This window comes from Paenibacillus sp. FSL R7-0331 (assembly GCF_000758645.1).
GTDB lineage: Bacteria > Bacillota > Bacilli > Paenibacillales > Paenibacillaceae > Paenibacillus_AQ > Paenibacillus_AQ camerounensis.
Genome location: NZ_CP009284.1, coordinates 3,622,629 through 3,641,934 on the forward strand (window position 1 = coordinate 3,622,629; position 19,306 = coordinate 3,641,934).

Sequence of the window (19,306 nt, forward strand, 5' to 3'; positions counted from 1 at the left end):
CCACAGGCAGGAGAGAGGTTATTATGAAGAACGCAAATGCCAATCTGATGAAGGAAATCAATCTGAATAATGTGCGCCAGGTGATGAAGCGTGCAGGGACTGCTACCAAGCCGCAGCTGGCTGCGCTGACGAAGCTTAGTGTGGTAACGGTTAACTCGCTGGTTAAGGAGCTGCTGGAATCTAACGAAATTGTAGAGGACCAGACGATAGCATCCGGCAGCGGCCGGCCGGCTCTCACTTACCGGTTCAATTATGATCACAGCCAGGCGCTGGTTATTTATCTAAAGGAGAATCAGGGGCAGCGTGTCGCTTCTGCAGCTGTTATCAATCTGGAGAACCGGACTGTCAGTCAGCAGGAATATGTGCTGCCTGCCTTTGAACAGCACTATTTAGCTGAGATCATCTCCAGCTTTCTTATTGCCTGTCCGCAGGTAAAAGTAATCGGGATGGGGATTCCGGGACAGATTGTCAACGGCAGAATCGTCGTGGCCAGCCATCAGGAGCTGCAGGGAGCTGCGCTGATTGAAGTGCTGGAGCAGCAGTTTCAGCTGCCGGTTATGGTAGAGAATGATGTCAACGCTGCAGTGTTCGGCTACCAGGCTTGCCGGGGAGAAGCAGACGGGCAATGTATAACGGGGATCTATTTCCCGAAGAAGTATCCGCCTGGAATGGGCATTTATCTGAACGGCAATATCATCAGAGGCAAAAACGGGATGGCTGGAGAGATTAAATTCCTGCCTCACCGGATTGACTGGTACGCTGAAAGGAGAGAGGAAGTGCTGCTGGAGGCGGCCAGCCGGATTATCCAGAGTGTGAACGCCGTTCTTGCCCCGGATCTAATCGTGATCTACCAGGAGATAACGGCTGCAGAACACTGGCTTCATTTCTGGAACGGCTATCAGGCCCGGGAACCGGTGCCTCATGATCCTAAAGTGATCCTAAGCAATACTTTTCAGGCGGATTATGAAGCGGGAATGCGCAGACTAACCTTGCACAAGCTTGACCCGGAAGCCATTCAATTTTAGTAATGTATTGACAAAAGGAGGAGGGTAGCGCATATTAAATAAAGACACTTTATAAATTAGTTGTAATAACTATTATGTTGAAAGAGGGATGGTATGGCAACCTGGTTTCTTGTCATTATTTATTTGGCCTTTATCAGCCTGGGGCTTCCCGATTCTCTGCTAGGCTCAGCGTGGCCGGTCATGCAGCCTGAATTGAACACTTCATTTGATTCTGCGGGTGTTATCGCCATGATTATCGCTGCCGGCACCATTGTGTCCAGCCTGGCCAGCGGGAAGATGATCGAATGGCTGGGAACCGGTAAAGTCACGTTGATCAGCTGCTTAATGACGGCAGCAGCGCTGTTAGGTTTCTCGGCGGCTCCGTCGCTAATGTGGCTGCTGCTGCTGGCGATTCCCTTAGGTCTGGGAGCCGGGTCGGTTGATGCGGCGCTCAACAACTATGTAGCAGCCCACTACAAGGCGCATCACATGAACTGGCTGCACTGCTTCTGGGGAGTAGGGGCAACAATGGGACCTATCATTATGTCCTTCTATATGGCGGGTCAGGGCTCCTGGCGCGGCGGTTATGCAGCGGTTGCTGTAATCCAGTTTGCGCTGGTTGTTATTTTACTCGTAACGCTGCCGTTATGGTCCAAGATCGCTGCTGTTCATGAACACAACAAGGCTGGCGGGGAGCCGGAAGCGGAACATCACAGGGCTGAAGCTGGTACAGCTGGAGCATCCGCCAAGACCAAGATATTTAGGATTAAAGGGGTAAAAACAACTCTGATCGCATTTCTGTTCTATTGCGGGGTAGAGATGACCGTCGGCTTATGGGGAGCCAGCTTCCTGGTAGGAGCCCATGAGCTGGATGCACAGACTGCTGCGGCATGGATCTCCATGTATTATGGAGGGATTACTGCCGGACGTCTGATCTCGGGCTTCATCACGCTGAAGGTGAGCAATAAGCTGCTGATCCGGTCGGGACAGCTTGTTGCCCTGGCGGGCGGAGTGATTATGCTGTTGCCGCTCCCGGATTATTTTCTGCTGGTCGGCCTGATTCTGATCGGCCTTGGACTGGCTCCGATTTACCCGGGGCTGCTGCATGAGACGCCTGCACGCTTTGGCAAGGAAAATTCTACACGGCTCATGGGCTATCAGATGGCTGTAGCGTATACAGGAACTACTTTGCTGCCGCCGTTATTCGGTTTTATTGCAGCAAAGACTACCGTAGCCATTTTCCCGTTCACAGTCCTGCTGTTCCTGGGCCTGATGTTTATGAGTGCCGAAAATGTTAACCGGGTAATCTGTGCCAAACGGACCGGAATTTAATGAGGAGAGGAAGCTGAGAGCAATGAATCAAAAGGAGCGCATGCTGGCCGGACTGCCTTATAAAGCTTGGCTGGATGGTCTGACGGAAGAGCGTACTGAGAATAAGCGGAAGGTTCAGCAGTATAATCAGCTGCGCCCGGATGAAACCGCCAGACAGGAGGAGCTTATCCGCAGCATTCTGGGAAAGGCAGGCAAAGGAGTACACATCGAGCCGCCCTTTTATTGCGATTAAGGCTTGAATATTGAAGCTGGCGATCATTTCTATGCCAATTTTAATTGCACCATACTGGATGTAGGTAAGGTTAAGATCGGTAACAATGTAATGTTTGCGCCTAATGTATCGCTCTACACAGCAGGCCACCCGATTCACCCGGATTCGAGGAACTCCGGCTATGAGTATGGCATTGCTATCACAATTGGGGACAACGTCTGGATAGGCGGAAACGTAGTCGTCACTCCCGGTGTTACAATAGGGAGCAATGCTGTAATCGGGGCAGGCAGTGTGGTTACTAAGGATATTCCGAACAATGTGATTGCAGCAGGCAATCCTTGCAGAGTCATCCGTGAGATTACAGAAGACGACCGCAAATATTATTTCAAGGATAGAGAGTTTGATGTCGGGGATTACCGGTAACATAAATGAATTTTAAAGGCTATACTGAAGTGCATCTGTATTGTTGGCGGCAGGCTGACGGGCAGGTGCACTTTTTCATATGAATAATTGTTGTATTTACAACAAACAAAAGATATTATAAATACTATCACAAAGGATTGGAGCTGCAGCCATGAAGGAAATTCTGCGCGAAATCGGGATGATTGCCAGAGCCCTGGATTCGATCAGCAATATAGAATTTAAAGAATTCGACCTGACAAAAGGACAATACCTGTACCTTGTGCGCATCTGTGAGCACCCGGGAATTATTCAGGAGAAGGTAGCCGAAATGCTCAAGGTTGACCGTACAACGGCAGCCCGGGCAATTCAGAAGCTGGAGCGGAACGGACTTGTGGAGAAGAGAGATGATCCGCACAACAGGAAGATCAACCGGCTGTTTCCCACTGCCAAGGGTGAGCAGGTTTTCCCTTTTATCCTTAGGGAACACGCACATTCGGATAATGTTGCTCTGGCGGGATTATCCGAAACGGAGACAGATGCTTTATTTCAGCTTTTGCACCGGGTCAGAAAAAATGTGGAGATGGACTGGGAGTCAGTGAAAAAAGGCAATAAACGCGAATATTGATTAGACAAAGCAAAGGAGCCGCTAACGAAATGAATATTACGATAAAGAAATGTATCCTGGACGATCTGCATTTACTTCAAGCCCTTAGTATTGAAACCTTCGAAGAAACCTTCAAAGACCAGAATTCTCCGGAGGTCATGAAGGATTATCTGGACAAGGCTTTTTCTGTTGAGAAGCTGGAGCAGGAGCTGATGCGTCCGGGCTCAGCATTCTTTTTTAGTATGGTAAACGGGGAGCCTGCCGGCTATCTGAAGCTGAACATCAATGAAGCCCAGTCGGATGAAATGGGAGCGGATGCCCTCGAAATTGAGAGAATCTACATCAGCAGCAGGTATCATGGACAAGGGCTGGGCAAGCACTTAATAAACCATGCACTGGGTTACGCAGTTCGGCATAACAAAGGCCGGGTATGGCTGGGAGTATGGGAGAATAACGGGTCGGCGATCGGGTTTTATGAAAAAATGGGCTTTGTCCGCACGGGAACGCATATCTTCCAGCTGGGGGATGAGGCACAGACAGATCTGGTTATGGAAAAGGTAATGTGAAACCGGAATTACTGTAATGAAAGGGCTTGCGGAAAGGCTGACGATATGGTAAGTTTTAGGAGTCACAATAAATCTAAACGTTTAAATGGCTAAAGGACGATGGTTCGGATGCTTAGATAGGAGAAGCCTATGAGGAAAACCAGCATCAAAGACATTGCACTCAAGGCCAATGTTTCCATTGCTACCGTCTCCTATGTGCTCAACGGAACCCGGAATGTGCGTCCTGAGACTCACCGGAGGGTAACAGAGGCCATAGAAGAACTGAATTATAAGCCCAATGATATTGCCAAGAGCCTGAAACGCAACCGGACGAATACAATTGGGGTAATTGCCGAGGATATCACGGTGTTCAATGCACCGGAGATTATCGATGGTATCAATGATTACGGAGACCGGCACGATCTGCAAATCCTACTCGTCAATCTCCGGCTGGATAAACGGATTGGCCGTAATTTCGGTGATACAGAAGTTTACAGTAAGTATGCCGAGAATGCCGTCTCCGAGCTGCTCCGCAAACAAGTGGACGGAATCATTTATATCGGGGTACACACCCGCGATTTGACCGGTCTGATTGATGTTGAAGGCAAGCCCATTGTGTATACCTACGGGTATACGCAAGACAACTTATCCATCCAGTTTAATGATGAACAGGCTTCCTATGAAGCGATGGCTTATCTGGTCAGCAAGGGACACCGGCGGATCGCGATTATCAGCGGTCTGATGGACTCTATTCCTTCCAGGCACCGGCTGAAGGGCTATTACCGGGCTGTCACTGAATTTGAGCTGCCGTTCGATCCCTTGCTGATTAAGATGGGAGATTGGGAGCGCGATTCAGGCTACCGGCTGACCGGAGAGCTGCTTGACCTGCCCGAGCCGCCTACGGCCATCCTGTCAATGAATGATGTTATGGTCGTCGGCGTACTCCAAATGGCGGGCGAACGCGGCGTCAGCATACCCGATGAGCTGTCGGTCATCGGCTTCGACAACCGCGAATTCAGCGACTATCTGCAGCCGAGCATTACGACGATGGGATTACCGCTGCACGAGATGGGCTTTCAGGCAATGGAATCGCTATATCAGCTGATCAATGGTAATCAGGTTCATGAGCTGAAGATGCCTGAATGCCGGCTGATTGAGCGCGGCTCCGTGAAAGACCTGCACAGTGATGTGAAACACAGCTAGAAACGGCAGTGCCGTCCTGAAGAGGACGGTGTCCGGTTCTGCGCGAAGGATAAGGATGAGTGATACGCGAATTCTGCAATTTCTTATCTTTTTAATACAGATGTGGTTTCACATCATTTCTTTTTTACACAATTTAAACGTTTAAATTGATGTCAGGATATGAAAGAGGTGATGGCGTGACTGCTGTACTGGGCAATGAAAAATATAAAATATCTTTAAACAGACGGGGAGCAGTGGAGTCTCTTGTCCTGCAGGATGACCCGTATGGTACGAACTGGGTCATTAACCCGCAATATCTGCAGCAGGCGGGATACGAGGATGAAGAAGATAAGCTGTTCGGGGAGTGGGAGCTGAAGCTGGACGGGAAGATGCTGCATAGCAGCAGCTATACTCCAAGCGTAAGTCAAGAAGGTTCCGGGCAGGCTGTTGTAGAATGTAATACTGGAAGCATTAAGCTTAGCATGGTATATACACTGGAAGATGAACAGCTGCACTGGGCGGTCCGGTTAAGTAATACCTCAGCTGCGACAACGCAAATTGAAGGGCTCCATCTCTGGTTCTCATTGGCTTATGTCATGTTCCGGGATGATAATGTTCTGCGCAATATGCATGAGTCCTGCGCTGTCTATCCGCACCTGGGTGGAGACTTCGCGAAGTTCGCTGCTGTGAGGCGCAGCAATGAAGGGCCGCATCTCGGAATCTATGGTGTAGATGGAAGAACTGTGGCGGCGGGTTCCTACTGCCGTTATAGTAACCGCTTTCTTGAGCAGGTATCACCTTCTCTGGACGGATTTCTCTACCACCGGCTGTCACTTGTCGAAGACGGAACCTCAATGAGCGGCTCTGCTGCTGCAGACTGGATCTACGGTGATGAATACAAGCAGCTCTGTCTCGCTCCGGGAGAGCTGAAGGAGTGGAAGTATACCTTCCAGCCATTTAATGACATGGAGGATTTCTACCTACAGGGTAAAGTACTTGGACATCCGCTCTGGAGCTACACGCCCGTGCTGCCTGCCGGAGGAGCATTTCAGGCGTCACTACATATACCGGATGGTCTGGCTGTTAAGGAGCTCCGCCTTTACAGCGCACCGGGAGATTCAGAAGATATTGTGCTGGAGGATGTTACAGCAGAGCTGCAGCTGACAGCCGCCGGTTCCGGCTCGTTCACCGGACCGGATTCAGGAGTCTTTTACACTTTGCTGCTTAAGGGCAATGTTCCGGGAGAGCACAAGCTGGAGCTGGTACTGGAGGACGGCCGCAGTGATATGCTCGTATGGAATGTGCTGGAGCCGGTAAGCACGCTGCTGGGGAAACGGGCGGAGTGGCTGTGCGCGAACAGCTATGCAGGCGCAGACGCGGCAGAACGTCCCCACGCTTTCCGGCCGCTGTCCAATCAGGGGGAATCCCTGGGGAAGCTTGCCTTTCTGCTGATGAACAACAGAATGACAGAACCGGTTCCACGACAAGTAGCAGTCGCTGAAAAAGCAGCAGCACTGGACATGCGCTTCCATTGGTTCGAGGATGGTGATTTCTCACGGCCCCGGGCGTTATACGGAGACTTTTACCGGATATACGACTTTGACTATATCGCACACGTTTTCTATCTGCTGTCCCAAATGGACGACGATCTGCTGGAGCTGCATCCTGCTCAGACATATCTGCAGTGGGCGGCCGAGGTTATGTGTATGCGGCTCGATCCGGACGCTCATCCCGGCAGCCGTGAGAAGGATGAATCCAGGTTAAACGGCGTGTTTATCCTCTATATAGAGGATCTGATCTCCGCACTGCGGGCAGCAGGACTTACAGTCTGGTATTCCCGGCTCCAGCAGCTGTGGGAAGCCTTCGGACGCTTCATGAACGTGGGGGTGCGCCATTACAGCGGGGCGGTTACAGAGCATTTTTATGATAATGCGGGTTTTGGCCCGACCTGCCAGGCCTTATGCCGGCTGGGAAATACGGCTGAAGCTGCGCGTTACGGCCAGCTGATTCTTGCCAACATCGGCTTCAGCAACGATTACCGGCTGCAGAACCCTGACCGGTGGTGGGAAGCCCTGTCTCCGATGATCCATTCCTTGTGGGGCGGGCTGGTAGCTTCGTCTGCGCTGGTGACTTATGAGCATTTGGGCGATCCGGCCTACCTGGAGGCCGCTTACCGGGCTACAATGGCTGTGTTCAACTGTTACGACTGGAATGTGCGGTCAACACCGCGCCGCCTGGCACCCGGCGAAGCCGCCTCAACCTACAGCGTTGCTGCTCCTAACCTGAATATGCCGGAGCTGTCGCGGAACCGCTTTGGACAGTCGGTGTTTGTAGGCGCAAGTGATCCGTTGTTCGCTGCCCTGTTCGCAGATGTGTCAGGTGACGACTGGGATATGGGGGAGGAGCTGGCGGCGTATCTGCTTGGCTTTGGAACCACCGCTTACCTGTACCGTGACAGCAACGGCAGGCTGAAGTGTGTCAACGGGTTCATTACTGTGGAGCAGGAAGGTTTGCTGATTACCAGCTACGCGGCCTATCCTTCCAGATATATGATGTTGGAGGATAACCTGGAATTCCGTGCGCCAGAAGGCACGCTGCAGCCGAGTATCCGGCTTAAACAGGGGCAATTTACTGTTTAGCAGAAAGAGTCCGGCTTGTTGAACTGCAGCAGCGCACGCTTTTGACGCTCTGCTGCATAAATCCAGTTTTTAAGTTAAACGATTAAACGCGTTTATCTTAAATTATATAGCTCTATCAAAAGGAGGAACAAAGATGAAGGTTGGCAAGCGTACACTGATGCTGTCCATGGCAGTGACAATGGCACTCACCGCGCTGACAGGCTGCACAGGTAATTCCGACAACCAGCAGGGCGGTACTAACAAGGCAGCGGAGGGAACCAAAGCACCGGCAAATGCCGGAGATAACAAGGACACCGCTGCAAAGGACATTACACTAGAGCTGCTGTATTGGGGGGATGATGTACAGAAAAAGCTGGTTGAAGCGGCGACAGAGAAATATACAGCCGATACCGGAATCAAGATCAACGCACAGGTGCTGCCGGCGGACGGTACCTTTGACACCTTTATCCAGACCCGGCTGCAATCCGGCGAGCTGCCGGACATCAGCTACATGGGGGAAGGGGATATCCAGAAATATAATGAAATGGGCATTCTGGCCGATATTTCAGATCTTTTGACGGACGGAAGCATTCCTGAGAAGCTGTCGGCCATAACCATTCATTCTCCTGAGCAAAAGGTAATCGGTGTGGGCCTGTCCAATCAGCTGGAGTTGCTCTTTTACAGCAAGTCCAAGTTCGATGAGGCGGGAGTTGCTTATCCTCCTACTAAAGTGGAAGAGGCGTGGGACTGGGATACCTTTGTGGCGAATGCCAAAAAGCTGACTAAAGATACCAAAGGCAAAACAGCAGCAGAGGAAGGCTTCAATGCGGATCTCACCGAGAATTACGGGCTGGGCTTCACCGCTGGCCGTGAATTCCATCATTTCTGGGCGGCAAATGCGAACGGCGGCGGTATTGTATCCCCGGACGGCAAGGAATTCCAGTGGGATTCCCCGGAAAGTGCAGAAGGCATTCAGAAGCTGGCTGACCTCGTCAACAAGGATAAGGTGGCATCTCCGTTCACGTACACCTGGAGCACTGGGATCGGTTCGGCGGTTGACGCACTCAGCGGCGGATATGCAATGGCAGTCAGCGGCTCCTGGGATCTTGCCAATATCAAGGGGAACGAAGACATCGGTGTTGGCGTCCTGCCGAAAATGAAGAAAGCGGCAACAATGAACGCCGGCGCTCCGCTTGTCGTATACAACACCTCTAAGAACATAGAAGAAGCCAAGAAATTCTACGCTTATATGGTTAATCCGGAGAACAGCCTGGAGCTGCTGAAAAGCGGGGCATGGCTGCCGAATCAGGCAGACTGGTATACCGATGCCGCACTGGTTGATAAATGGAGCTCTGAGCTTCCGGTAAGCGCCAAAGAAACCATTCTCAGCTACAGCACCACCAAGGATTCTATCGTACAATGGCCAGCCTATTACGTACCTGCTTATCTCAAGATGAACACGGAATACGAGAAGTCGATCGACCAGGCCCTATCCGGCAGCAAAAGCGTAAAGGAAATCTACGATTCCATCATGCCTGTCATCAAGTCTTTGTGGGAAAGCGGCAAAGTCTCCTAGCACTTATTATTCTCTTTATTTGAAAAGAGGGCTGTACAGATGAACCCAGAAAGCAAAACCAGTGCGACGCCCGTCCCTGTCCCCAAACAGGCCAAGGGTGCCGCCAAGGAAGCCGTTGCCGGTTATTTGTTCGCTGCGCCTGCCATCATCGGATTCCTCGTATTGACCTTGTACCCGATGCTGGCCAGCTTCATTTACAGTTTTCATAAAATAACGATTATGAGCGGTAGTCAGATCATGGAATGGATCGGGCTGGATAACTACATCTATATCTTCAGCAACCCCAGCTCCGAGTTTAAAAAATCTATAACGGTAACCCTCGTTTATGCTTTTGTGAATGTGGTGCTCGTTATTGTATTTTGCCTGATCGTTGCACTGCTGCTGAACCGCAGGTTCATTGGCAGGAATACACTGCGTGCGGTATTCTTCCTGCCTTCCGTAGTGCCGATGCTGGCGACAACCATTGTCTGGCAGATGCTGCTGCAAAATCAGGCCAAAGGCGGACTTGTCAACTGGATTCTGCTGCAGCTGGGGATAGCGCCCATTGAGTTTCTGACAGACCCGGTCCAGATTTTTAGTACCTTGTTCATTATGAGCCTGTGGACGTGCGGCGGGACCATCGTGGTCTTCATCGCAACACTGCAGGATGTTCCCGGCGAGCTGCTGGAGGCCATTGAAATGGACGGGGGCAATGCCTGGCACAAATTTCTGAAGGTTACTTATCCGACGATCAAGCCGGTGCTGTTCTTCCAGCTGATCATGTGCATGATGACCTCCATTCAGATCTATACCCAGAGTGTTGTGCTGTCCAGAAACGGAGCCCCTGACCGGATGACCTATTTCATTAACGTCATGATCTATGACCATTCCTTTGTGCAGGTCGGCATGCGCGGGCTGGCTTCAGCCGAAGCCTGGATCGTCTTCCTGATTACACTCGTTATTACAATTGTACTGTTCTACTTCCAGGGTGCATTGAAGCGGGACGATTCCATGGGCAAAAGGAGGAAGGTGAGACCATGACAACGGCTAATGCCTTGAAATATTCCAGCATTAAGCGGGCAAAAAGCAAGAGCAAAGCCATCCACCTGGCTTTAATAGCGCTCTCCTGCCTGCTTGGCATAGTCTTTGCATTTCCGCTCTATTGGCTGCTGCGCGGCGCTTTTGTCAGCCATACAGAGATTCTGGCCCGTCCGCCTGTTTTCTTCCCCAAAGAGCCCGGAATCGATAACTTCCGGCTGGGGCTGGAGCGGATTCAATTCCTGCGTCAGCTGTGGAACTCGGTATCCATTGTTGTCCCTTATGTCATCGGTACTGTGCTGACAACCAGCTTCGCCGGCTATGCCTTTGCCAAGCTGAGATTTCCGCTGCGCGGAATGTGGTTCGTGCTGGTCATCAGCAGCATGATGCTGCCAAGCGCGGTTACGCTGCTGCCGCAATTCTCGCTCTACACCTCGCTTGGACTGGCCGGTAAGCCCGCCCTGATTATCCCTGCCTTTTTCTGTGCCGGCGGTAATGCCTACTTCGTCTTTCTGCTGCGGCAATTCTTCATGACAATCCCTGTAGAATTAAGTGAAGCAGCCAAAATCGACGGTGCCGGCCATTTCCGCATCTACTCCAGAATTATGCTGCCGCTGATCCGTCCGGCGATGATCGTGGTCGCACTGTTCAGCTTTATCAATTGCTGGAACGAGTTTTTCTACACGATGATTTATCTGAAGACGGAGGCCGATTATACGCTGCCGATGGGGCTTTACATCGTTAACGGTATGCGGATTCCGAACTACGAGCAGGTCATGGCCCTTGCACTGGTCGTTACCGCTCCCTGCCTGGTGTTTTTCCTGATCGGCAACAAATATTTTGTTGAGGGCATTACGTTGACAGGAATTAAAGGTTAGAGAGGAGACTAAGCAATTATGGCAAAGAAGAAATGGTCACGCAAAATGTGGGTAGCAGCTTTATGTACAGCCGTTACTCTGAACGCGGGAATTGTCCCGGCATCGGCGAATTATACAACGGATTTTGTGCATGAAGGGGTAGGAACGGATTACGGTGAAGCTCAGTGGAAGCAAGGCAACCAGATCACCGCACAGCCGGTGGATTTCAGCCAAGAGACGATCGGGCAGATGATGCAGGCGATTGAGGACTTTGATTTTGCCAAGTTCGCTCAGGACAACAAGGATCTGCCGTGGATTGATTCCTTACTGGTTAATACAGGTGTTATTCCGGACGATGGCGGTGACGACGGGGGAGCGAACACGCTTTACAGCCGCGGCAGTGCGCTATATATGAAGACCCAGGATAATTCGAAGCTGGGATTCGTCGGTACAGTGCATTATGCGGATACGCTGAACAAAGATACCATGTACAGCATTTCACTCTCCACAGGCGGGCTATCCGAGGACAAAAGCAAGCGCAAAAATTATCCCAGCCACGGTGATCAGACCTACAGCAGCGGCGGGCTGGAGATCAATCAGCGCAAATTCATATCCGCGTACAACAGCGCTGTAACCCTTCTGAAGCTGACCAATAAGGGCAGCCAGCCGGTTACGGTTACAATGACGGTGAAATCCCCTTTTGTCAGCAAAGCGGAAGGCAATGAACTAATCGGCAACCGGGTTGCTGCCCCTTTAATGGTTGGACGAGCCGGTGAGCAGTATGTGGAAGCCATGTCTTATGTCGATGTGCATCTCAGCGGGGATGGTATGAGTGCTGCCGGCAGCGAGCTGGTTAAAGAAATTACCGTTCCGGCCGGCGGCTCGGTGGATGAGAAGGTGGTAATGGGCTGGCTGGCCGAAGAGATTCCCGCCTCCAAAACACAGTATGCCGCTTTCAAGGAAGCCGGTAACGAGCAGGCTTTTGCCGATCAGGTCACACAGTACAATGAGTGGTGGGCCCAGAATATCCCCTATATCGACATTCCGGATGAAAATGTGAAAAAGGTGCTTTACTACCGCTGGTGGTGTAACCGCTTTAATCTGCTCGAGGCTAACATTCCAGGAAATGACTGGCAGTTTCCGATGAACATGGAGGGCGTGCTCGGCTATAACAACGGCATCACAGTCAGCGTCCCTTGGGCGATGCAGGATCTGAAGTGGCTGCGTGATCCGTCCTATGCCTACGGTACCTGGCTGGCGCAGGGCGAATATTCCGAGAATGCCAACTATAAGAATAATCCCGGTCGGCCTAACATCTGGACCTGGGATATGATGCAGAACTCGTCGCAGGTCGGCTGGGAAGCTTACAAAATCTACGGCGGAGGCGATAAAGTGCTGAAGAAATTTGCTGACTTCTCCGCTAATGATGTGACGGGTACACTGGCCCATTTTAAAGGCAATGATCCGAATCTTGTCTATTACAATCACGGCCCGATTACCGGCAATGACGGCGATACCGTCTCCATGCACTGGAAAGGCAGCGGCAATTATGCCCGTCTGGACGGCTCGGCAACAGCATATGCCAACGCAGTGGCTGCGCAGCAGATGTACGAACAGCTCGGAGATACAGCGAAGGCTGCACAGATGAAGGAGATTGCCGGTAAAATCCGGCAGGCCGTGCTGACGGGCATGTGGTATGACGAGAGCGACTTTGACGGTGACGGCGTTGCCGATACGAACGGGGAGGGCAGCTTTTTACACAAAAAAATGGAAGGCAGCAACGATATATTCAACCCGTGGCGTGACAACAACATGTTCGTCTTCAACTTCGGCGTTGTCCCAAAAGCAGGCGAGAGCGGCTATGATCCCAAATACCTGACCCAGCTCTATGATTATGCCGATCCTGATTATTATCCGATCTTCCCGTTCTTCACGGCCGACCAGAACAGCATTATGAAGCGTGTAGAAGCGTTCAAAAACGGTGAAACCAGCGCCTTCGGCACAGACCAGTTCGCCTGGTGTAACTTCGGCAATTATATTAATACAATCCGCGCGTCCCTGCGCTATTATCCGGTCAATAATATTGACAGCAGCACTTATAAAACATTGTTTGACTGGGGCGCTTGGCTGCATACCGTCGAGCCGGGCAATACGGACCATCTGGATTCCAATGAGTTTTTCTGGCTGGAGGATTATTTCTTCGGTACACCGTGGACTAAGGACAATCCCCCGAACCCGAGCGGTAAAATGGTGCGTGCCTGGATTCACCACGATACGCTGGGCATGATGAACTACACCGTGCTGGAGGATATGGCCGGACTGCAGCCGAGAACCGACGGTATTATTGAGCTGTGGCCGGTCAATGTGGATTATGACCACTTCGCTGTAGACAATGTGCGCTACCATGATGCTGACCTGACGATTGTCTGGCAGGACCCGGCCAAATACAGCGACAGCAGCCCGTACTACGATGGTATTCCCGTTGGTTACTCCCTGTTCATTAACGGTGAGCGTGTGATGACCACCAATGAAATGTCGCATCTCCTCTTTGATACAGCTACCGGCAAAGTAACCAAACCGGCAGGAGATGTTCCGGGTGCAGTCGGGGATAACACGAATACACAGGTTCTGTTTGAAAAAGGCAGTGCAGTCACGCTGGCATCAGCTGATGAGACAACCCTCGCCGCTAATGCTAAAGCGGCAGACATGTTCAACAAAGCAGGTGTAGACGTTGTCCATAACGGCGATAACCTCGCGCTTGCAGCAGACACGAAGATTGAAGCAAGCTATATCAGAAGCGGTTCTGATGTGAAAAAGCTTGCCGACGGCTCGACCATTGCCTCCATTACACATACCTCCAATACGGCGCTGTTCGGCAGCTCGCCTAATCCCTCAGACATCGTAACCTTTGATCTGGGAAGCAGCAAGACGGTAGATAATGTAAAGGTCTACTTCTACAATGACCGCCGTCCTAATGGTTATAGTGCTCCGCAAACTTTTGGGGTGGAGTACTTGGATAAGGATGGAACGACCTGGAGACCTGTAGAGGGCCAGTTCCGGTATCCGGATTATGTTGCCGACAACTACAACAATGTAGAGTTTAAAGCGGTGGAGACTGCTGCCCTCCGGGTGAGCTTTACTCATGCTTCCGGTTACTCGACCGGAATTAAAGAAATTCAGATCTACAACAACAATTTAAATGTTACACCTGCGGCCAACCGTGCCCCGAAGGTCATTCTGGAGACACCGGTCAAGGTAGAGCAGGATGCTCCGCTGACCCTTGTACCTGTCATACAGGATGATGGACTGCCAAGCGGCAAGCTCACCTATGAGTGGAAGCTGATTTCCGGTGATGGTGTTGTTGAAGCGCCGGTGCTGGATCAGGCCGTCTTGAAGGCAAAATTCAAGGCAACGGGTGAGTACAAGTATGAGCTGACTGTGAGTGACGGAGAACTAGCGACGACAGTCGAAGTGCCGGTTACCGTATTCGTGGCAACGGCAGACCTGTCGGCCATGATTGCCCAGTTTGCAGCCAAAAATTCACCGCTCGGCCCGCTTGTGCGTAATCAGGATGACTATACGCCTGAATCCTGGCAACAGCTGCAAACGGTGCTGACTGATGCGAAAGCGCTGCTTGCTTCTGCAGAGTACAGCCTGCAGGAAATCCAGGACATGACAGGCCAACTGCGGACAGCTATTAACGGTCTGCGTTATAGAAATGCTGCGCTGCTGGCTGTGCCAAGCGCATCCTATACTTCCGCATGGGAGTCGGTCTATGCCATTAATGACGGTTATGTTCCGCGTAACTCAAATAACCTGAATGATAAGGCTGTTGAAACCCAGTACGGGAACTGGGGCGGGCCGGGTAACAGCCATTGGGTACAGTACACCTGGCAGCGTCCGGTAACCCTGTCCGGCAGCTCGCTGTATTTCTTCGATGACGGAGGCGGTGTAATGGTTCCGTCTGACTACCGCTTCGAATATTGGGACAGCACTACCAGCGCGTTCTTACCGGTCAGCGGTCTGAGCGAGAAGAAAATGGCTAAAAATGCATTCAACGAAGTGACGTTTAATGAAATCACAACCGACAGGCTGCGGTTGACCATGGATAAGCAGGGCGGTTCGTTCACAGGGCTTAAGGAGTGGCGGGCAATTTCCGCCAAAGCAGGCGGAGAGGAGCCGCTGCCGGCCGATCACGGAGCCATCACGGCGGTTGAACCGGTCTTCGTCAGCACCACCGTCAATGTTATGCCGGTTCTGCCCGGCAAAGTGGCGGTAACCTATGCAGACAATACCAATGGGCAGGCGGATGTGGACTGGGATGAAATCCCGGAGAACAAGCTGACGATTGCGACGGATTTTGTAATCTTTGGGAAGCTTGAGGGCAGTGATGTGCGGGCAAGCTGCCGGATTTATGTTAAATACGACAAGACACGGCTGAAGACAGCAATTGATACAGCTGCTGATCCGGCGGTCAATGAAGAGCATTACGACGGGACTGTAGCGCAGTGGGAGGCATTGGCAGCTGCTCTTACAGCAGCCCAAGCCGTTTACGGTAATGATGCTTCAACCGAAGGGGATATTGATTCAGCATACAATGCACTCAAAAATGCATATGAAGCGCTGACGCCAGTGGCAGATTATGGCGCAGCTATAACCGGCATCACGGTTCCAGGAGGGTCACTGGATCAGGTGACCAAAGAAATTGTTGTGCCTGAAACGACGACCCTTGATCAGCTGAAAGAAGGATTAACCGTACGGGCTGGAGTTACCTTTGCGGTCTATGAAAGTGATCTGAACACCTTGGCAACTGAACTGAAAACAGGCTATAAGGTAAAAGTAACAGGTACAGATCTGGTCACAACGTCGATTTATACGCTGGCGCTGACAGCTGTTCAGGCTCCGGTCAACACGGTTCAGCTCGAAGAGCAGCTGGTTGCGGCCAAAGCATTAAAGCAGGAGCTGTACACAGAAGCAAGCTGGAAGCCGCTTGCAGCAGCTGTCAGCCATGCTGCAATGCTGCTTGAGAGCGGGACTGCAGTCCAGTCGGAGATTGATGAGGCTCTGGGTAGGCTGAAGTCAGCTGTTGCCGGACTACAACTGCTGCCTAAGCCAACAGCTACACCGACTCCAACTCCAATACCTACACCATCTCCGACGCCATCGCCAACGGCTACACCACCGGTTGCTGTCCCAGGTGGTACGGGCACTAACACCGCCAGTCCTAAACCGTCGCCGAGTGCGGCACCTCCGGTGGATAAGGGCACTATCCGGCTGCAGCCTTCCGCAGCGGCGGATGGTAAGGCTGCTGTTAAGGTGACCGCGGGCGAGATCGAAGCTGCCGTGAAGGAGCTTACAGATGGTACGCTGACTGTGTTATTGAATTTAGGTGGGGCTGCTGCTAAGCAAGTGTCTGTAGAGCTACCTGTTAAGGCACTGGCAGAAGCTGCTGCGGTTACTAGAGTGAAGGTGGACACCGGTTCAGCTGTCGTAATCCTTCCGCAGAGCTTCTGGAAAACATCCGCAGGCAGCAGTCTGACACTGCTGGTTCAAGCCGGAGACAGCGCCGGGTCTACTACAACTGGAGCCGGGGTACTTAACACGGTCACGCTGAGTATTGACGGTAAGGCTGTTCCGCCAGAAGTGATGCAGGCCCAAGGTATCCGCTTGGCACTGCCATATTCGTTAAAAGCGGGGGATAAGGCACATCAGGTAGTAGCCTTCAGCTTGCAGGAAGATGGAACAACCAGATCTATCGCCGGCGGCAAATACAATGCGGCTTCGGGAGTGCTGGAATTCAGCATGAAGCAGAATGGAACGTATACTGTCCACAGCTCAAATATTGCCTTTACAGATTTGGTGAATACCGGCTGGGCTGTGGAGGGCATTGAAGCTCTTGCAGCGAGAGGGGCTATAACCGGAACGGCAGAAGGGACCTTTGAGCCTGGTGCCAATGTGACACGCGGGGAGTTTATCAAGATTCTGATGAATGCGTTTGATCTTCTGGATGAGACAGCAGTCGCTACATTCAAGGATGTTAGCCAAGATGCCTGGTACAATGAATCTGTAGCCAGCGCACAGAAGCTGGGAATCGTGAACGGCAAAGGAGACGGCAGCTTCGGGGCCAACGACCAGATCACCCGCCAGGAAATGGCTGTAATGATCTACCGTCTCGCGAATTTGTTGAAGGTTCCGTTAACTGCTGGGGCTGCTGATCTGCAAGCTTCGTTTACTGACACGAAGCAGCTTCAGCCGGATGCTCTGCAGGCTGTGGAAGCAGTACGCAGTGCAGGCCTGATCAACGGCTTGCCGGACGGCCGCTTTGATCCGCAAGGGAAGGCTACGCGCGCGCAGGCAGCAGCTGTGATTTACCGGCTGTTGGGTCTATCTGAATAAGCATAGAAAGCCTAAAAATGCTAAGCAGCCTGTTGAGAGACGCTCAACAGGCTGCTTTTTTGGCGAATATGCAAATAAATAACCATAAATCTGCTATGCAATATAAGCTAACGGACAAGTTTATTTTCAAATCAAATTACGACTAAGCAATTGTAAACCACGTCTGCTCTGGAAGCGTGTAGTCATGTTTAAATTAGAACATCAGCTTTGAAAATACTTGTGGAGAATTATATTTAAATTTGTTCGAAATATATGGTATCTATGATCCCTGATTAGTGAGCCTAATTTGACAACTCAAATTTTTTTATTTGTAGTAAACGGTTTGCTGCGATTACAACTATTATAATCATAGCAGCTGTTATCCCGATTAAAAGTTGGATATTGCCTAAAGGGTACAAAAAACTGCCAATTAGTGGAGCCGCAGCCATGCCAAGGTAACGAACAAAGTTATAGACACCCATTGCGGTAGCACGCTCTTCAACAAACTCTGAGGACAAGAGGGTTGGCATCACAGGTGTTGCAAGTCCCGTAACGAAGCCAGTAAGCATCAGCGAGATAAGCAAACCAATTAGAGAGTAATCAGCAGCAAAAATAAAAATCACAAGACTCACAATGGTTATTATACCGGCCCAGAAAAGTGTTCGAACTGATCCAAGCCGGGTTTGTAATTTTCCACTCGTTTTACTTCCAACTAGATTGAATATCATGAGGGCAAGGGAGAAAAAACCAATGTTTGCAGCACCTAAAGCATATTTATTTTGTAATATTGTAGGTAGAAATACAATGAATGTGTAAAAGACATCATACATGATAAAACCGCTTATAAGAACTACAACGCCGGTTTTGTTCTCTAGAATTTTCCTGAAAGCTTTTAAACCTAGCCTTTTTCCCGCTGGTGTTGTTTTGACTGGTTTTGTCTCAGGTAACATAAATATGGTTGCTATTAAAATTAGTAGAGCACTAACGGCTGCAAAACCAAAAGCACCTGTGTAACCTGATACACTACCAATAACACCACCGATGAGAGGACCAATAGCTGGTGAAATTCCAAGAATCATCTGATATGTAGCCATGCTTTCGGCACGTTCTTTACCCTCAAAAACATCTCCGATCATTGTGGCTGCTACTAAAGGAACAGATGAGGCACCTATTCCTTGGATTACTCTAAAAATTAATAGCATTTCTATTGAACCTGAAAACATGCATCCTATAGTAGCTGCTACATAAACAATAATGCCAGGAATTAAAATTTTCTTACGGCCATTACGATCAACGATGGGGCCAAGTATAATTTGCATGGTTGCCATGGCCACCGTGAATAAAGTAACCGTTAAATTAACTAAATGTAATGAGGTATTTAGATCTTGTTGCAGATCAGGCAGTAAAGGAATGTACAGGCTTTGAGCAAGTGATACAACAGCGGCAGAAGTCCCCAAGATTAAGAGCAATCGTCGTTTGTGCATAAAATCCCTCCGTTTGAAGTTGACTGACAGTCAGTCAATAATGTATATTGAGCTTATAACATTGACTGACAGTTAGTCAAGTTGTACATTTATACTAAT

At 50.6% G+C, this 19,306-nt stretch carries 11 protein-coding genes and 1 pseudogene; 11 read left to right on the forward strand and 1 reads right to left on the reverse strand.

The annotated features are described in order from the left end of the window. Positions 1–23: 23 nt before the first annotated feature. The 11 genes and pseudogenes from R70331_RS15230 to R70331_RS15280 all read left to right on the forward strand — a co-directional run bounded on the left by R70331_RS15230 (position 24) and on the right by R70331_RS15280 (position 17,744). Positions 24–1,025 carry an ROK family protein gene (locus R70331_RS15230; RefSeq protein ID WP_042176895.1) on the forward strand — a complete coding sequence of 334 codons (1,002 nt, stop codon included), beginning with the start codon at positions 24–26 and terminating at the stop codon, positions 1,023–1,025. A gap of 93 nt (positions 1,026–1,118) precedes the next feature. Then, positions 1,119–2,336 (forward strand): MFS transporter, encoded by a 1,218-nt coding sequence (locus R70331_RS15235; protein WP_042176897.1) that lies wholly within the window; start codon positions 1,119–1,121, stop codon positions 2,334–2,336. Positions 2,337–2,358: 22 nt separating this feature from the next. Continuing rightward, positions 2,359–2,970 (forward strand): annotated as a pseudogene (locus tag R70331_RS15240) (sugar O-acetyltransferase). A 151-nt stretch (positions 2,971–3,121) separates the two neighbouring features. Beyond that, positions 3,122–3,574: a MarR family winged helix-turn-helix transcriptional regulator gene (locus R70331_RS15245; protein ID WP_042176899.1), complete on the forward strand. Its 453-nt coding sequence runs from the start codon at positions 3,122–3,124 to the stop codon at positions 3,572–3,574. 29 nt (positions 3,575–3,603) lie between these two features. Beyond that, on the forward strand, positions 3,604–4,119 hold the full coding sequence (locus R70331_RS15250) for a spermidine/spermine N(1)-acetyltransferase (RefSeq protein ID WP_042176903.1): 516 nt from the start codon (positions 3,604–3,606) through the stop codon (positions 4,117–4,119). A gap of 129 nt (positions 4,120–4,248) precedes the next feature. After that, a complete protein-coding gene (locus R70331_RS15255) occupies positions 4,249–5,301 on the forward strand; it encodes a LacI family DNA-binding transcriptional regulator (protein ID WP_042176905.1) in 1,053 nt (350 codons plus the stop codon). 176 nt (positions 5,302–5,477) lie between these two features. Next, positions 5,478–7,919: a hypothetical protein gene (locus R70331_RS15260; RefSeq protein ID WP_231576295.1), complete on the forward strand. Its 2,442-nt coding sequence runs from the start codon at positions 5,478–5,480 to the stop codon at positions 7,917–7,919. Between the two features lie 133 nt (positions 7,920–8,052). Continuing rightward, positions 8,053–9,474, forward strand: a complete 1,422-nt coding sequence (locus tag R70331_RS15265; RefSeq protein ID WP_042176907.1) for an extracellular solute-binding protein — start codon at positions 8,053–8,055, stop codon at positions 9,472–9,474. A gap of 39 nt (positions 9,475–9,513) precedes the next feature. Then, positions 9,514–10,494, forward strand: a complete 981-nt coding sequence (locus R70331_RS15270) for a carbohydrate ABC transporter permease (protein ID WP_052419071.1) — start codon at positions 9,514–9,516, stop codon at positions 10,492–10,494. Further along, positions 10,491–11,369 (forward strand): carbohydrate ABC transporter permease, encoded by an 879-nt coding sequence (locus R70331_RS15275; protein WP_042176910.1) that lies wholly within the window; start codon positions 10,491–10,493, stop codon positions 11,367–11,369. The genes R70331_RS15270 and R70331_RS15275 overlap by 4 nt, the downstream gene beginning before the upstream one ends. A gap of 18 nt (positions 11,370–11,387) precedes the next feature. Beyond that, entirely contained in the window at positions 11,388–17,744 is a 6,357-nt protein-coding gene (locus tag R70331_RS15280; protein ID WP_042176913.1) for an S-layer homology domain-containing protein, read from the forward strand. Between the two features lie 281 nt (positions 17,745–18,025). Here the strand turns inward: R70331_RS15280 and R70331_RS15285 are convergent, their stop codons facing one another. Beyond that, on the reverse strand, positions 18,026–19,207 hold the full coding sequence (locus R70331_RS15285; RefSeq protein WP_042176915.1) for an MFS transporter: 1,182 nt from the start codon (positions 19,205–19,207) through the stop codon (positions 18,026–18,028). Positions 19,208–19,306: the final 99 nt, after the last annotated feature.

What these genes read in the sequence shown, in the direction of transcription:
- R70331_RS15230 (WP_042176895.1), top strand. Translation starts at nt 24, where the DNA reads ATGAAGAACGCAAATGCCAATCTGATGAAGGAAATCAATCTGAATAAT.
- R70331_RS15235 (WP_042176897.1), top strand. Translation starts at nt 1,119, where the DNA reads ATGGCAACCTGGTTTCTTGTCATTATTTATTTGGCCTTTATCAGCCTG.
- R70331_RS15245 (WP_042176899.1), top strand. Translation starts at nt 3,122, where the DNA reads ATGAAGGAAATTCTGCGCGAAATCGGGATGATTGCCAGAGCCCTGGAT.
- R70331_RS15250 (WP_042176903.1), top strand. Translation starts at nt 3,604, where the DNA reads ATGAATATTACGATAAAGAAATGTATCCTGGACGATCTGCATTTACTT.
- R70331_RS15255 (WP_042176905.1), top strand. Translation starts at nt 4,249, where the DNA reads ATGAGGAAAACCAGCATCAAAGACATTGCACTCAAGGCCAATGTTTCC.
- R70331_RS15265 (WP_042176907.1), top strand. Translation starts at nt 8,053, where the DNA reads ATGAAGGTTGGCAAGCGTACACTGATGCTGTCCATGGCAGTGACAATG.
- R70331_RS15270 (WP_052419071.1), top strand. Translation starts at nt 9,514, where the DNA reads ATGAACCCAGAAAGCAAAACCAGTGCGACGCCCGTCCCTGTCCCCAAA.
- R70331_RS15275 (WP_042176910.1), top strand. Translation starts at nt 10,491, where the DNA reads ATGACAACGGCTAATGCCTTGAAATATTCCAGCATTAAGCGGGCAAAA.
- R70331_RS15280 (WP_042176913.1), top strand. Translation starts at nt 11,388, where the DNA reads ATGGCAAAGAAGAAATGGTCACGCAAAATGTGGGTAGCAGCTTTATGT.
- R70331_RS15285 (WP_042176915.1), bottom strand. Translation starts at nt 19,207, where the DNA reads ATGCACAAACGACGATTGCTCTTAATCTTGGGGACTTCTGCCGCTGTT.